At 67.0% G+C, this 14827-nt stretch carries 15 protein-coding genes; 5 read left to right on the plus strand and 10 right to left on the minus strand.

Going from position 1 to position 14827, the window contains the following annotated elements; translation table 11 throughout:
* Positions 1-104 precede the first annotated feature (104 nt).
* From ACFRAH_RS12455 to ACFRAH_RS12465, 3 genes are all read left to right on the plus strand, one after another.
* The gene (locus ACFRAH_RS12455) at positions 105-731 is read left to right on the plus strand and encodes a hypothetical protein (RefSeq protein WP_377991190.1); all 627 of its coding nucleotides are present in this window, start codon (positions 105-107) and stop codon (positions 729-731) included.
* A 2-nt stretch (positions 732-733) separates the two neighbouring features.
* Positions 734-1435, plus strand: coding sequence for a class F sortase (locus tag ACFRAH_RS12460; RefSeq protein ID WP_377991191.1), 702 nt, complete (start codon positions 734-736; stop codon positions 1433-1435).
* A gap of 452 nt (positions 1436-1887) precedes the next feature.
* Positions 1888-2934 (plus strand): glycoside hydrolase family 3 N-terminal domain-containing protein, encoded by a 1047-nt coding sequence (locus ACFRAH_RS12465; protein WP_377991192.1) that lies wholly within the window; start codon positions 1888-1890, stop codon positions 2932-2934.
* Between the two features lie 105 nt (positions 2935-3039).
* Here the strand turns inward: ACFRAH_RS12465 and ACFRAH_RS12470 are convergent, their stop codons facing one another.
* The 3 genes from ACFRAH_RS12470 to ACFRAH_RS12480 form a co-directional block, all read right to left on the minus strand.
* Positions 3040-3714 carry a DUF1345 domain-containing protein gene (locus ACFRAH_RS12470; protein WP_377991193.1) on the minus strand — a complete coding sequence of 225 codons (675 nt, stop codon included), beginning with the start codon at positions 3712-3714 and terminating at the stop codon, positions 3040-3042.
* Between the two features lie 133 nt (positions 3715-3847).
* A complete protein-coding gene (locus ACFRAH_RS12475) occupies positions 3848-4813 on the minus strand; it encodes a polysaccharide deacetylase (RefSeq protein ID WP_377991194.1) in 966 nt (321 codons plus the stop codon).
* A gap of 33 nt (positions 4814-4846) precedes the next feature.
* Complete coding sequence (locus tag ACFRAH_RS12480; RefSeq protein WP_377991195.1) at positions 4847-6376, minus strand: purine-cytosine permease family protein; 1530 nt, start codon at positions 6374-6376, stop codon at positions 4847-4849.
* A gap of 133 nt (positions 6377-6509) precedes the next feature.
* On the opposite strand from ACFRAH_RS12480, the gene ACFRAH_RS12485 reads away from it, so the two are divergent.
* A complete protein-coding gene (locus tag ACFRAH_RS12485; RefSeq protein ID WP_377991196.1) occupies positions 6510-8093 on the plus strand; it encodes a PucR family transcriptional regulator in 1584 nt (527 codons plus the stop codon).
* A gap of 140 nt (positions 8094-8233) precedes the next feature.
* On the plus strand, positions 8234-8929 hold the full coding sequence (locus ACFRAH_RS12490; protein ID WP_377991197.1) for a maleylpyruvate isomerase family mycothiol-dependent enzyme: 696 nt from the start codon (positions 8234-8236) through the stop codon (positions 8927-8929).
* A gap of 66 nt (positions 8930-8995) precedes the next feature.
* Here ACFRAH_RS12490 and ACFRAH_RS12495 read toward each other — a convergent pair whose 3' ends face one another.
* The 7 genes from ACFRAH_RS12495 to ACFRAH_RS12525 all read right to left on the minus strand — a co-directional run bounded on the left by ACFRAH_RS12495 (position 8996) and on the right by ACFRAH_RS12525 (position 14559).
* Positions 8996-9574: an AAA family ATPase gene (locus ACFRAH_RS12495; RefSeq protein ID WP_377991198.1), complete on the minus strand. Its 579-nt coding sequence runs from the start codon at positions 9572-9574 to the stop codon at positions 8996-8998.
* A gap of 2 nt (positions 9575-9576) precedes the next feature.
* Positions 9577-10338 (minus strand): ABC transporter permease, encoded by a 762-nt coding sequence (locus tag ACFRAH_RS12500; RefSeq protein WP_377991199.1) that lies wholly within the window; start codon positions 10336-10338, stop codon positions 9577-9579.
* Positions 10335-11150, minus strand: coding sequence for an ABC transporter ATP-binding protein (locus ACFRAH_RS12505; RefSeq protein WP_377991200.1), 816 nt, complete (start codon positions 11148-11150; stop codon positions 10335-10337). Before ACFRAH_RS12505 ends, ACFRAH_RS12500 begins: the two co-directional genes overlap by 4 nt.
* A complete protein-coding gene (locus ACFRAH_RS12510) occupies positions 11147-11518 on the minus strand; it encodes a DUF1048 domain-containing protein (protein WP_377991201.1) in 372 nt (123 codons plus the stop codon). Before ACFRAH_RS12510 ends, ACFRAH_RS12505 begins: the two co-directional genes overlap by 4 nt.
* Positions 11519-11520: 2 nt before the next feature.
* Complete coding sequence (locus ACFRAH_RS12515; RefSeq protein WP_377991202.1) at positions 11521-11847, minus strand: PadR family transcriptional regulator; 327 nt, start codon at positions 11845-11847, stop codon at positions 11521-11523.
* A 239-nt stretch (positions 11848-12086) separates the two neighbouring features.
* On the minus strand, positions 12087-13739 hold the full coding sequence (locus tag ACFRAH_RS12520; protein WP_377991203.1) for an amino acid permease: 1653 nt from the start codon (positions 13737-13739) through the stop codon (positions 12087-12089).
* Between the two features lie 52 nt (positions 13740-13791).
* The gene (locus tag ACFRAH_RS12525) at positions 13792-14559 is read right to left on the minus strand and encodes an SDR family NAD(P)-dependent oxidoreductase (protein WP_377991204.1); all 768 of its coding nucleotides are present in this window, start codon (positions 14557-14559) and stop codon (positions 13792-13794) included.
* Positions 14560-14827: the final 268 nt, after the last annotated feature.

Consider the following 14827-nt stretch of genomic DNA (forward strand, 5'->3'; position numbering starts at 1 on the left):
CGCCGTGGGGGCGTCCGCGGCCGCCGGCATCCTGCCCGTCCCCGTTGCAGGGTCCGCGGCACTGCACCTCCCTGCCGATGGCCGTACCAGAACAGGACGCGAGAATGAACACAGCATTGAAATCACGCACCCATACCGTGGTCTCTATGGCCCTGGCTTCGCTGCTGCTGTCCGGCTGCGCCGCGGCCGCAGGAAGCACCAGTCCGTCCGAGTCGGCGGCCGCAACCGCGGCGGCACCGCCGCCGTCGAGCGCAGCGGCCAAGCACCCGGGCGAGCAGCACGCAGCACGCGCAGCAGCCGGCCCTTCCGAGGCATCCAAGATGATCTGCTCGCAGGAAACCAAGGACGACATTTCCACCATCCTCGCCCTGCAGCAGGCCCCGCACACTGTGGACAGCTGGGCGGACGCCACCTACACCTGCACTTACCACCTGGCCGACGGCCCGCTCGTGATCTCCGTGAAGGAATCCCCCGCCCCCGCCTCGGCACGCAAATCTTTCGACGCCCTTCAGGAAAAGCTTCAAGCGGCACCCCTCACGGGCCTGGCCAACCTCGGCTTCCCGGCGGCGCAGACCGACGACGGGTCCGTCCTCTTCCTCAAGGACAGCAGCACCCTGCACGTCGACGCCACCGGACTGCCCGCCGCCGTCGGCCCCCAGAAGGTGACGCGCACAGACTTCGCCTACCAGGTGGCCACCACCATCCTGGCCTGCTGGAAAGAGCACCATTGAGCATGAATTCCCCCAGCGCCAAGCCTGCCGCGCGCCGCCGCATGACTTCCGCTGCTGCCCTGCTGCTGGGCAGTCTCATCCTGGGCGGCTGCGGAACGGCGGCGCCGTCGTCGGCACCTGCCGGGGATACACCGTCGGCTATGCAGTCCGCCGCGGTTCCGCCATCGACGTCGCCGTCACCTTCCAAAAGTACGACGGCGGCCGTCGCCCCCGCGGCGAAGGTCCCCTCCCCTGCCCGGCCGGCCCCCGCCCCGGTGAGTGTCACGGTTCCTGCCATCGGAGTCCAGTCGCCACTGGTGAAGCTGGGGCTGCGACAGAACCGATCCCTGCAGGTGCCGCCGGACGGTCCGGGCGCACCCGCCGGCTGGTACTCGGGGTCGCCGTCGCCAGGGGAAACCGGACCGGCTGTGATGCTGGGCCATGTCAACGCCACCGACGGCGGGCCGGGCGTCTTCGCCAACCTCCGCGGCCTCAGGCCCGGCGCGGAAATCACGGTGCACCGCGCGGACCGCAGCACCGCCGTCTTCACCGTGACCAGGGCCGCGGCCTACGGCAAGAACAACTTCCCCACATTCGAGGTCTACGGCAACACCAAGGGCCCGGAGCTGCGGCTCATCACCTGCGACGGGTACGATCCGGCGACCGGACTCTTCAACGACAACTACGTGGTGTACGCCAAGCTGAAAGCCAAGTCGGCCGGCTGACCTCCTTTTGCCTGGGCTTCGCCGGGTTTGCCCGTTTCGTTCGCCGTTTTGCCGGTTAGCCAAAAATGGCCGCCCGGAGCGCTTCCAGGCGGCCGTTCCTGGCAAATCGATGCGCACTGCCGGCAGCTCCGGCGCGGCGGAAACAGCGTACTCTCGTTGATATATGAGATTCCCTGCAAGGCCGTGTGAACATGCGTCATCTGAGTAAATTGGCAGTCCTGGGAGCCGCACTTTTGCTTGCTCTGTCTGCGGCGGGGGGCCCGGCCCGGTCCACGGCAAGCGGGTCCCAGTCCGCGGCACCATCCCTGCGGGCAGCCGGGGCCGAGTTGGTTCGCGAGGCAAGCCGGCCCGCGCCGGCCGCAAGCCGGCCCGCACAAAGTCAACCCGAGGCAAGCCGGCCCGCAGCTGTCCCCCGCACTGCCCGGACCGCCGTCGTCCGCCATGCCGCCGCCGTGACAGCCGCACCCACCCCGGCGCAGCAGCTCGCGCGGCTCACTCTGGCGCAGCGGGTCGGCCAGCTGTTCATGGTCGCGGCCGCGGCCACCGGCGCGGACGCCAACACCATCTCCGCCCTGACCGGATTCCACGTCGGCAGTGTGTATCTTGCGGGGCGCAGCCGTGCGGGCACTGCAGCGACGGCAGCCGTTGTCCGACGAATGACCGCCACCGTGTCGGCAGCTACCACGGGCGGCATCCGGCTTGCCGTGGCGACCGACCAGGAGGGCGGCCTGGTCCAAGTCCTCAGCGGCCCGGGATTCTCCGCGATCCCCACAGCGCTGTCCCAGGGAACACAGACGACGGCGGTCCTCCAGGCAAACGCCCGCGTCTGGGGCAGACAGCTGCGCGCGGCCGGACTCACCGTGAACCTGGCGCCGGTACTGGACACCGTGCCGAGCAGACAGTTCGCGCCGTACAACGCGCCTATCGGATTCTTTGCCCGCGAATACGGGTTCACGCCGCAGACGGTCTCTGCCCACGGTGGTGCCTTCGCGGCAGGAATGCGCCAGGCAGGCATCGCGCCTGTGGTCAAGCATTTTCCGGGACTGGGCCGGGTGGTTCTGAATACGGACACCAGCCGCAACGTCAAGGACACCGTCACCACGCGGACCGATCCCTACCTGCTGCCGTTCCGCACTGCCATCAACGCCGGCGCACGGTGGGTCATGGTCTCCAGCGCCTATTACACGCGCATCGACCCCGGCCGCATCGCGCCGTTCTCCCCGGCGATCATGCGCACGATGCTGCGCTCGGATCTGCACTTCACCGGCGTCGTCCTGTCCGATGACCTGTGCAACGCGGCGCAGTTGGCGCCTTGGTCCCTCGGCACGCGGGCTACGAGCTTCATCAATGCCGGCGGGACCATGCTGCTGTGCGCGAACCCCCGCGCCATTCCAACCATGTACACCGCCGTGCTGCAGCTCGCCCAGCACAATCCCGCGTTCGCCGCCGAGGTCAACGCCGCCGCCCTGAAGGTGCTCACGGTGAAGGCCGGGAAGTAAACGGGCTGCCGGCGAGGTGCGGCCGAAGCGTGGGACTCTGTTTGCCAAAAGGGCCGCTTGAACGGCTCCGGAGCGGCCCTTTTTGGCAATCGGTGAACCGTGCCCTCAGTGAACCAGGCCGGAGACCAGGTTGATGAGCGTCGCCAGCACGATCGCGCCCAGCAGATAGGACAGCAACGCATGCCGGAGCACCGTGCTGCGGACTGCGTCGGTTTTCAGGTCGGTGTCCGAGACCTGGTAGGCCATGCCCACGGTGAAGGCCAGGTAGGCGAAGTCCATGTAGCGCGGCGGCTTGTCCTCGTTGAAATCGACCCCGGTCTTGTCGCGGTAGTAGATGGAGGCATAGCGCAGGGTGTAGAGCGTGTGCACGAGGAACCAGGACAGCGCCACGCTCCCCAGCGCGAGGGCGATGATGCCCGCTTTGGCGCCGCCTTCGCTGTTCGAGGCGTCCACGAGGATCAGGGCAACGCCGCCGAAGCTGGCCACCGTGGCGGCCAGCACCAGGGCGTCGGAGGCGGCCCGGCCGGGATCATCGCGCCGGGCATGGGCCGCCGTCGCCGCTGACTGCAGGCGCGCGATGATGGCCCAGACCCAGACCAGGTACGTGGCGGACGCGGCCGCCCAGCCCATGGCCGGCGCATAGATCCACGACTGCAGGAGCCCCACGGCCATGGCCGTCGCCAGGCCGACGACGGCCATCACCAGCAACCGGAGCCGCGAATGATGCGCCGGCCGGTTGAAATTCGATGCCTGGTGCCCCGTGCCGCCAACTGTGCTCATGGTCCGATCATTGCAGTTCGGTCATCCCAGCTCCGCTGCGACGCGCGTGCAGAAAACCACGAAGCGCGAACGGACACTTCGCGCCCCTCATCTGAGGGGCCACAAGTGTCCGTTCGCGCCTACCCAAGCAGGGCTAACTCAGCGCGGGCACCTGCACCTGGCCGGGCTTGAAGCGGGCTCCGAAACCGGGAGCAACAGGCACGTCGATCCGGGCGTGGGTGTGGACCTCGGCAACAGTGGCCTTGGTGTGCTCCGCGATCTGCTCGAGCGTTGTCACCCACATGCCGTCCATGCCCTTGACCCGTTCGATGAGCTGTTCCAGGGCCACCGCCTTGGACGGCCGGCCCGATATGAACGGGTGGTTGGTGAGCACGAAGCAGCTCCCCTGCGAATGGTGCGCCTGCGCCTCAAGCGTCCACATCTCCAGCACCTTGGCCGGGCTTTCGATCACGCCGCTGCCGGTCACCCCCGGGTAGAACGCGTACTGCTCCCAGTCGTCCAGCGTCCAGTCCACGGGGATCTCCACAATGTCGCGGCTGTCCCCGGAACCAGAGGGAGAACCCGAACCAACAGACATCCGGTACGGTGCGTCGCCGTCGAGCAGGCTGGAATCGTAAAGGAAGCCGCGGTCCGCCAGGAGCGCCGGCGAGTGCCAGTTCAGTTCCCACCACGGCGCCCGGTACCCCACCGGCCGGATCCCGGCGACCTTCTCGAGCGCCTCGAGCCCGCGGTCCAGATACGAAGCCTCCGTCGCGGCGTCGATCCCCTGCATCGGCTCGTGCAGGTAGCCGTGGTGCGCCACCTCATGTCCGCCGTCGACGATCTGCCGCACCACGTCCGGGTAGCTTTCGGCCGTGAATCCGGGGATGAAGAACGTCCCGCGGACCTCCTGCCGGGCCAGGATCTGCAGCAGCCTCGGCACCGCAACCTTGGGCCCGTACGACTGGTGGCTCATGAGGGACATCCGCCGCGTGCTGGCGGGGTCGTGCGCAATGACGCAGGATTCGGCGTCGACATCGAAGGTGAAGGACGCGGCCGCGGTGAAGCCGGCAGGCCAGGTGATGGGGTGCTGGGAATCCGCGACGGCGCTGGGGCTCATGCCGGGTTCCTTTCGTGTTGGTAGTAAGTGTGGTTAGAGCTCGACGGCGGGAACGGGCTGGGGTGCCCCAGCGTCAGGTGCGCTGACAGCAGCGGCGGTGGAGCCGCCGTCGGACGTCACCGTCACGTACGGCCGGTGCAGCCGGGGGCCGAGTACCGCGTACACAGCCGCGCTGGTGAGTCCGCCGGCCAGCCAGGAGAGGTCCCAGCCGCCCAGGGCCACGGCGATCGGGCCCTGCATGATCGGGATGAGTCCGTACATGAACAGCCACGTGGCCACGATGCCGGCGAGCAGCGACGTCACGCCGGCCCAGTTGACCACGGGCAGGCGGCGCGTTCCGACGGCGTCGAACAGCCGTTCCACGTTGCCGGGCCAGCGCCGCTCCAGCCAGAAGAAGTGCACCAGCATCACTCCGCCCCAGGCGGCCACCCAGGCCACCAGGCCGATCAGCCACGCATCCAGCACGGAGGCGAAGTCCTCCTGGAAGATGAAGAAGACGACGGCGATGAGCGAGAAAGCGCCGACGAACAGGTTGAGCTTGCGGCGGCTGACGGTGATGTCGAGCGCCTGCGTGGCCACGGAGAAGGTGTAGATGTTGAGGATGTTGGTGGCGATGGGGCCGTGCAGCACCATCAGGAGCACGGGCAGCGCCATGGCGCCGAAGTTCTGCACGATGAGCTTGCCGGGGTCCACTTCGCCGCTGTTGGTGGCGAGGCTGGCGCCGAGGACGCCGAGCCAGACGACCGGGATGAACTGGCCCAGGACGGAGGCGAGGTAGACCTTCTTTTTGGGGACAGTCTTGCTGACGAAGCGGGAGTAGTCGGCGGCGTAGGTGAACCAGGTGATGCCCCAGCCGATGCCGATGGCCGTCATCACGGCACTCATCGCGGCGATCCGTTCCGAGCCTTCCAGGATGTGGCCCGCGGGGCCGGCGTAGGTCCAGTCGATCTTGAGTCCGAACCAGGCGACGGCGGACATGACCACCAGGATGATGATGGTGGGCGGCACCGTCCATTTTTCGAAGGCGGCGATGGCCTTGTAGCCGAACCACGCGATGGCAACCTGGGCGGCCATGATGAAGGTGGCGACGCCGATCTTCCAGGCGTAGTTGTGGGCGGCCGGATCCACCCAACCGAGGGTGCCGAAGAGCGCCATGACCAGGTCCAGGATGATCCAGGTGTTGACGGCGCACCAGCCCACCACCAGCAGCGCCTGGATGGCGGCCGGGAGGTAGTTGCCGCGGCGGCCGAAAGCGGCGCGGGCCAGGACCATGCCGGTGGCGCCGGTCTTCTGGCCCAGCAGGACGAAGCAGCCGAACAGCAGCATGCCGATCAGGTTGCCCAGGACCAGGACGGTGACGGTGTCGGCGAAGCCAAGGCCCAGGTTGATGCCGAGGGCGCCGAGAACCCAGTTGATCGGGGCGAGGTTTGCGCCGGCCCAGATCCAGAACTGGCCGGACACCTTGCGGGTGCGCGCGGTTTCCGGAATCGGCTGGAGCCAGGCTTCGAAGTCCTCGGCCTGCTCCATTGCGGGCCCGGACTGCGGTGTTGAGGGATTGTGCATCGGAAAAGCCTCCGTGTGAGGAAGAAGAGCCTCCGTGAAGAAGGGGTGAATTAAGCGTATGTGCGCTCCATCACAGCAACAAGGTACGATCTGTCTAGCAGAATTCCCTTGCCTATGACGGAGTGTAAGATCAGTGTTCCTCGAAGACGTCCTGAAGCACCGGAGCGTCCAGGCGGCTGACCCGCTCCTGCGCGCCGCCCCGTCCGCAGTGGCCGGCCGGCAGGTGCGGTGGGTGCACTCCAGCGAGGTCCTGGACATCGCTCCCCTGCTGCGCGGCGGCGAGCTCCTCCTCAGCGGCGGGCAGGCCCTGGCCACGGCAAGCGACCAGCGGCGTGTGGACTACGTGCGCGAGCTCGCCGGGCGCGGCGTCGCTGCCGTGGCGATCGAGACCGGCCCGGTGCTGCCCGAGATTCCCGAGTCGATGCTGGTGGCGGCCGAGTCGAACGGTCTGCCGCTGTTCGAGCTCCGCAAGGTGGCGCCTTTCGTGGGCATCATGCAGGAAATCAACTCGATCCTGGTGGGCCAGTCCGTGGAGCTGCTGCAGCGCGGCGACGAGATCAGCCACGCCATGGCCGCCGAACTCGCCCACGGCGGCGGGCTGGACGAGGTGCTCGCCGTGCTCGCCGGGCAGACCGGAACCGGCGTCCGCCTGGTGTCGCCGGCGGGGCTGACGCTGGGGAGTGCCGGCGTTGGCGGCGGCGCGGGCGGTGGTGGTGGCGGGCCCGACGGCGGGGATTCCGACGGCGTTATTGGCGCCGGCGGTTTGGGGACAGTTGGTTCCGGAACGGTGAGTACGACGGCGCTCAGTACGACGGCGGTCGACGTTCCGGTCCGCGGCGTGCTGGCTGCCCGGCTCGAGCTGGAGCTGCCCGAAGGCATCGACCCGACGTTCATCCGGGTGGCGGGCGAACGGTCCGTCGACATTCTGGGACTGGCACTGCTGCAGCGGATGCCGCCGGGGCTGAAGGAACTGGCGGGCGCGGAGCTGATGCGTGCCGTCCATTCCGGCGCCCAGCCGTGGCGGCTCGAGCAGCTGGGAGCGGCGGCGGGATTCGCCATCGACGGTCCGGTGGCCGCCGTCATGATCCGTTCCGCTGCCTCCGGCCGGCTGCGCCCGGCGCTGGACTCTGTGCTCGCGGGGTCGGTTCCGCACGCCGCGAGCTACGCCGACAAGCTGGAGCTCATCGCGCTGGCCGGTCTCCCCCGCAAGGGAACCCGGTGCGCACGCGTGTCCCTGGTCGAGGCGCTGGGGAACCTTGAGGTCCCGGAAGGTTCGGCGGTCGCCGTCGGACCGCTGGGTCAGGGCATCGGTGAGGCTGCCTGGTCCATGGCGGAGGCTCGGCGGACGCTGGACCTGGCCCCGCGGGCGGGCCGCTCGGCCGGCGGTCCCCGGCAGGTGCGGGACGCGGATGCGTTTGGGGCCGAGCGCCTGGCTGCCGAGAGCATCGACGCCGGTGCCCGCCACGACTTTGTCCGGCGGACGTTGGGGCCGATCCTCGAGCACGACGAGCAGCGCAACTCGCAGCTGCTGCACACGCTGACGGTGTGGCTGGATTCCGGCTGCAATACGGCGCAGGCGGCACGCGAGCTGCACCTGGAACGGCAGTCGATGTACCACCGGCTGCAGCGCATCTTCGACCTCTGCGGCGGCGACCCTCGGGGAACCGGCCGCCTCGTAGGCCTGCACCTGGCAACCCGCCTGGCCCGGCTCCCCTAGTACTGCAGACCCTCCCTCACCTCCCGCCGCCTCAAACCCAACCCTTCCTCACCTCCCGCCGCCTCAAACCCAACCCTTCCTCACCTCCCGCCGCCCAAACCCCAACGCGTCCTCACCTCCGGTCTGGATATGCTCGACCCATGCTGCCCCAACGCCACCTCTCTGAACTCTCCCGCAACGTTGACGCCCTCAAAGCGCTTGCCCGGCAGCCTGAGAACACTTTGGGCCGTTCGGTTCCGGCCTGCCCGGGCTGGACTCTGGATGCCCTTTTCGGCCATCTCGGCTCGATCGAACGGTGGGCAGCTGCTGTTGTCCGGGCCGGCAAGTACGTCGAGGAACAGGCGCCGCCCGCAGAGAACGCAGCAGCCTGGTTCCTCGACGGGGCTCAGGATTTCCTGGCCGCCATGAATTCCCTGGACCCCGCGGCGCCGTGCTGGAACTTCGGCCCTCCCCCGCGCACGGCCGGTTTCTGGCTTCGCCGGCAGGCCCACGAACACGCCATCCACCTTGTCGATGCCCACCAGGCGTCCGGCCTGCCGAACCCGGAGTTCGCCGAGGACTTCATGCTCGACGGCGTCGACGAGGCCCTGGCGATGTTCGCCCCGCGGCAGGTCCGGCTGCAGCGGATTGCCGACCCGGGAAGGGGGGTTACCTTCCACGTGCCCGGCGGAACGGCCTGGACTTTCGGCACTGGCGACGCCGCGGCGTCGGTCACCGCGGCGCCGCGGGAGATGTACCTGGGCCTCTGGGGCCGCTGCAGCCTTGCTGACACGGCAGTGCTCGACGGCGACATCGACCTCGCGCTGCGTGTCATCCGCGGTCCGCTCTCACCTTGAATGCAGCGCCGCCCTTCTAAAGCCTGGCGCGGTTGTCATGCCGCAGGCTTCAAAGGCGGACGTGCCCTACAGGGCGTTGCCGTCCAACGCGCACCGGAGTGGCCCTGCAAGCCACCGCTCCACTTCCCGCTGAGAACGCAGCCTGACTACTGTCACGTGCGGCGCTGCCGTCTCGAGGGCCAGGATCTTGGCGCGGTACTTGAAGTGTGTGGAGATCGCCCACCGGACAATGTTGTCAGGGTCGGTGAAGAATGTGCGGAGTGGCGGCTCGGTGTTACCGTTCCAGAGGATTTCCCGCCTAAGACGGCGGCGCAGCGTTCGACGCACGAGGCGCGGGAGCGTCGTTGTCCAGAATGGCAGATCGAGCCACACAACCAGGTCGGCGCGCTCGGTCACGAGTGGACGGGCGGCCCTGTACTGCCACTCCGTTGTCCACGAGTCCTGTGCGACCATCGAGCGAACGTCGTCGAGGAAGGACTCGCGCGGCACCCAATTCGGGCCGTGATACAGGGCGTCGATTTCAATGTGGGGTGCACCGATGATGACGGCGATGCGGCCGGCCAGCGTCGTCTTGCCGGTTCCGGATACGCCGGCAACCACCACGCGGAACGGCCGGCGCGGCAGGGGCTCCTTGTAGGTCAGCAATCTCAGCGGATCTTCCGCCGGTAGGCCGCCATCGCGAAGACGTAGGCGAGGACCAGGATCCCGAGGCACCATGCCAGGGCGATCCAAATGTCGACGCCGACCGGCCGTTGCGCGAACAGGTCATGGATCGTGTTGACGATCGAAGTGACCGGCTGGTTCTCGGCAAAGGCCCGGACGGGACCCGGCATGGTGGCCGTGGGGACGAAAGCCGAACTGATGAACGGCAGGAAGATCAGCGGGTAGGAGAAGCCGCCGGCGCCGTCCACGGACTTCGCCGACAGGCCGGCGATGACCGCGATCCAGGTGAGCGCCAAGGTGAACAGCGTGAGGATTCCGACGACGGCGAGCCACTCCAGCGGGCCGGCGGACGTCCGGAACCCCATCAGCAGCGCCACCAGCACAATGATCACGAGCGAGAGCCCGTTCGCAACCAGCGACGTCAGGACGTGCGCCCACAGCACGGACGACCGTGCGATCGGCATGGACTGGAACCGCTCGAAAATGCCGCTCTTCATGTCGGTGAACAACCGGACTGCGGTGTACGCGATGCCCGAGGCGATCGCAATCAGCATGATGCCGGGCAGCAAATAGTTAACATAGTTGTTGCTGCCCGTCCTGATGGCGCCGCCGAACACGTAGACGAACAGCAGCATGAGCGCGATGGGGGTGACCGCCGTCGTGATGATGGTGTCCGCGCTGCGGAAGATGTGATGCATGGAACGGCCCAGCAAGACGGCCGTGTCCCCGAAGAAGTGTCTGCTCATGACCGGCCCCTATTCAGTTCGACGCCTGACCCGCCGCGGCTGCCGGCCCCCACCAGCGCCAGGAAGATGTCCTCCAGGGTCGGCTGCTTTTCGACGTACTCCACTTCCACCGGCGGGAGGAGCTGCTTCAGGTCGGCGAGCGTGCCGTTCGCGATGATCCGCCCCGCGTGAAGAATGGCGATCCGGTCTGCCAGTTGCTCGGCCTCGTCGAGGTACTGCGTGGTGAGCAGCACGGTGGCGCCCTGCTTGGCGAGGTCCTGCACCACCTGCCAGACTTCGAGGCGCGCTTCAGGGTCGAGTCCCGTCGTCGGCTCGTCGAGGAAGATCACCTTCGGCTGCCCGATGAGGCTCATGGCGATATCAAGACGGCGGCGCATGCCTCCGGAGTACGTGGACACCTTCCGCGGTCCGGCGTCGGCAAGACCGAAGCGTGCCAGCAGGTCATCCGCCACCTTGCCGGGATCCTTCAGATGCCGCAGCCTGGCAACCAGCACCAGGTTCTCCCGGCCGGAGAGGATCTCGTCCACCGCTGCGAACTGCCCGGTCAGGCTGACTGACTCCCGGACCCGGAGCGGGTCCGCGGTGACGTCGAATCCGTTCACGGTGGCCGTGCCGGCGTCGGGCCTTGAAAGCGTGGACAGGATCCGCACCATCGTCGTCTTTCCTGCGCCGTTCGAGCCGAGCAGGGCGAAGATGCTGCCCGGTGCCACCTCGAAGTCCACGCCGCGCAGCACCTGCAGGTCCTTGTAGGACTTCTCCATGCTCTGGACGCGGATCGCAGGGTCGCGGTCCCGGGACGCCCCGATGCTCATGGGACTTCCTCCTCCTTCATGATCCCCTGGATCGTCTCGCTGAGCCGCTTCCGTTCCTTGTTGATCCACTGCCCCTCCGAGTAGTTCTGGAGGAACGTTTCCGCGAACTCCACGGGGTCGTCGCCGACGACTTCCCGAATCGGGGTTCGGCTCGCCGCGCTCTGCTCGAACAGGTCCGCCAGATCCTCCAGCATCTTCACCAGGGTCTCCCCTTTGGTGATGGCCCCGAAGTAGGTCAGGTACCGCTCCAAAGCATCGATCGCTGTGCGGTAGTTCGCGGGCAGCTGCTTGGCGCGCGTTTTGTACTGCCGGTACTGCTTCTTCTGTTCGAGCGAGCCCGTAACCTGCTCGATCCATCCCATGGCCATGCCTAATTCCCTCCTCGGAGCTGTTCGAGCCGCTGGGCCAGAAAGCTCCATGTTTTCCAGAACTCCTCCAGGTACTCATCGCCCTGGGCGTTGAGCGTGTACACCTTGCGCGGGGGGCCTTTCTCTGACGGACGCTTCTCGACGTCGACCAGACCCTTTTGCTCGATCCTCACCAGCAGCGCGTAAACCGTGCCCTCGGCGATATCGGAAAAGCCCTTTTCCCTGAGCAGCGTCGTGATTTCGTATCCGTACGCCGGCTTCCCGGTCAGGAGGGCAAGAACGATGCCCTCCAGCGTCCCCTTGAGCATCTCCGTCATCTGCTTGCCCACCGGACACCTCCTCCAGCTACTTAGTACTACTAGCTACCAGTACATAGTAACGCTAAGTAGATGATGCGCAAGAGGCAATTGCGGAAGCGTTTGACGTACGACGGCGGGACGTGAGGACGCGTCGGGAAAAACCCGACGAAAGGTGAGGACGCGTCGGGAAAAATAGGCAGGAAGTGGGAGAGCGTCGAAGGGCCCGGCCGCGCTCTCGCGCGGCCGGGCCCGTGATCGGATTCCAGGATTTAGTGGTTGGCGTCGGACTTCTCGTGCTCGCCGCCATGGACTGCGTGGTGGTGGCCCGGGTGGTGCTCCTCGTACTCGATCTCCAGCTCGTCGGCGGAGGTGAGTCCGTTGGGCAGGTCCACCGTGTGGCGGGGGCCGGTGTAGGTGTTCTTGACCCGGAGCTCCCAAGCCAGCCACAGCACCAGCAGGGTTCCGCCCACCACCAGCGGCGTGTAGTTCACGAACTTCCAGTCGAACTCGGGGTTCCACGGGACGCCGCCCGGGGAGCTCGGCAGGAGGGCGATCACCGTGGTGATGGCAATCTCCACCACCGCGATGGTGCCCAGCCACTTGTAGTTGCGGCCCAGGTGCCAGGATCCGCGCTGGAAGGACGAGCCCTTGCGCAGGCGCTGGTAGATCGGGATGGCGAAGGCCAGGTACAGGCCGACGACGCCGATGGAGACCACCGCGTTGAAGGCCACCGGGACGGGTGCGCCGTTGATGTCCACTTCAACCAGGGCAGGCAGGGTGAGGAGGATCGCCAGGCCGGCAACCAGGGCCACGCTGTACAGCGGAACGCCGCTCTTGTTCAGGCGGGTCCAGAGGCGGGCGCCGGGAACAGCGCCGTCGCGGCTGAAGGCGAACAGCATGCGGGTGGTGGAGGTCATGCAGGCCATGGCGCAGAAGCACTGTCCCACGGTGGAGATCACCAGCACGGTGCTGACCCACGGGCCGCTCAGTGCCTGGTTGAGCACGGTGACCACGCTGCCGCCGCTGGCGGTGACGGCGTCGGCGTCCTGCACGGCGAAGAGGATGCCCAGCAGCAGGATCCAGCCACCGATGGCCGAGTAGAGGATGGCCTGCCAGATGCCGTTGGCGGCGGAGTTGGAGGCGCCCTTGGTCTCCTCGGACATGTGGCAGGAGGCGTCGTAGCCGGTGACGGTGAACTGCGGAAGGATCACGGCGAGCGGCAGCACCAGGAAGATGAATCCCATGCCGGTGGTGGCGCCGTCGAACCATCCTGAGTTGTTGATCCGCTGGCTGAACACATCAGCCATGCTGGCGTGGCGTTCCGGCACGAAGATGATGATGGCGATGATCGCCACGGTGCCGATGACGTGCCACCAGACCGAGATGTTGTTGAAGATCGCCAGCAGGTGGCTGGAGAAGATCGAAAGCAGGGTGACCACCACCAGCACGCCGATGAAGATCAGGAACACGCGGGTCAGCGAGTACCCCTCGGCCCACACCGAGCTGAACGACGAGAGGGTCACGTCGATGAAGGTGGCGCAGCCGTAGGAGACGGCGGCCACGATGGCGAGCAGGCCCAGGAAGTCCAGCCAGCCGGTGAAGTAGCTGGAGCGGAGGCTGCCGAGCTTGGCCGCCCAGTAGTACATGCCGCCGGAGGTGGGCATCGCCGAGACGAGTTCACCCATGCACAGACCCACCACCAGGATGAGGGCGCAGACGATGGGCCAGCCCCAGCTGATGGCAGCGGGGCCGCCGTTGTTCCAGCCGATGAAGAAGCTGATGAACGGCCCGCTGAGGATCGAGATGACGGAGAAGGAGATGGCGAAGTTGGAGAATCCGGACCAGGAGCGCTTCAGTTCGGGCTTGTAGCCCAGATTGGCGAGGAGTTCGTCGTCGGACCGTTGTGGTTGGGTGACAGACATGGCAGTAAGTCCTTGGGTCTTGAGCCGATGGTTGGGGCGGAAGGGCCGGCGTCTACATTGACGTCAGGCCGCCGTCGATGGGGAGGAGCTGCCCGGTGATGTACCGGGCCCAGTCCGACGCGAGGAACACCACGGACGGGGCGATATCCTCCGGCGTCCCCTGGCGTCCCAGGGGTACCTGCGTCCCGACGAGCTGATCGAGTTCTTCGGTGTCGAGGTGGCCGAGCACGGGATCGTTGAAGCCGGTTTCAATCCATCCGGGGCATACGCCGTTGACGCGGATTCCGTCCTTGGCGTACTCAATCGCGAGCTGCCGGGTGAGGTTCACCAGCGCGCCCTTGGAGGCGTTGTAGGCAACGAGGTCCGGCTCCCCGATCAGGCCGGAGACGGATGCGGTGATGATGATCGCGCCCGACTTCTGCTTGATCATCTGCGGAAGCACCGCGCGCACCGTGAGGAACGTGCCGCGCACGTTGACGCGGAAGGTCTTGTCCCACTCGTCGAGGGTCTGGGTCAGGGCGGTTCCCGCCATGAGCACGCCGGCGTTTGCGTGGACAACGTCCAGCCGGCCGTGCGCCCGGACAATGTCATCGACGACGGCGGCCATCGCCTTTTCGTCGGTGACGTCGGCAACTGCTGCCACACCCTTGTGGCCCGCGTCTTTGATGAGCTGCTCGGTTTCGCCGGCGCGCGCAAAGTCCATGTCGGATGCCACCACCAGGGCACCGGCCTCGGCCAGCGCCAAGGCGCTGGCGCGGCCGATTCCGTGGCCGGCTCCGGTCACCAGGGCCACCTGGCCGGACAGGGTCAGAGCGGTCATTTTTTACCTCCGTGGGAGTTCTGCGTGGGGGTCTGATGGGCCGGCGTGATGCGGGTCACGCCCGGCGATGTCTTCCACTGTAAGCGAACCCACACCACTGGGCAATAGATTTTAGTTTTAAAGGTTTATGGCCCGCCTGCCGTTAACTAAGGCGTCGTGGAACATAAAACATATATTCCTAAAGTATTGCTTATATGTCGGACGCTGTGATCTACTTCATACATCGCAAGCGAGGTGCGACTGGAGCCGTGGCCCGAGGGAGCCGCTG

The sequence above is a fragment of the Arthrobacter sp. NPDC056727 genome, from assembly GCF_042790555.1.
In the GTDB taxonomy this organism is placed as follows: Bacteria; Actinomycetota; Actinomycetes; order Actinomycetales; family Micrococcaceae; genus Arthrobacter.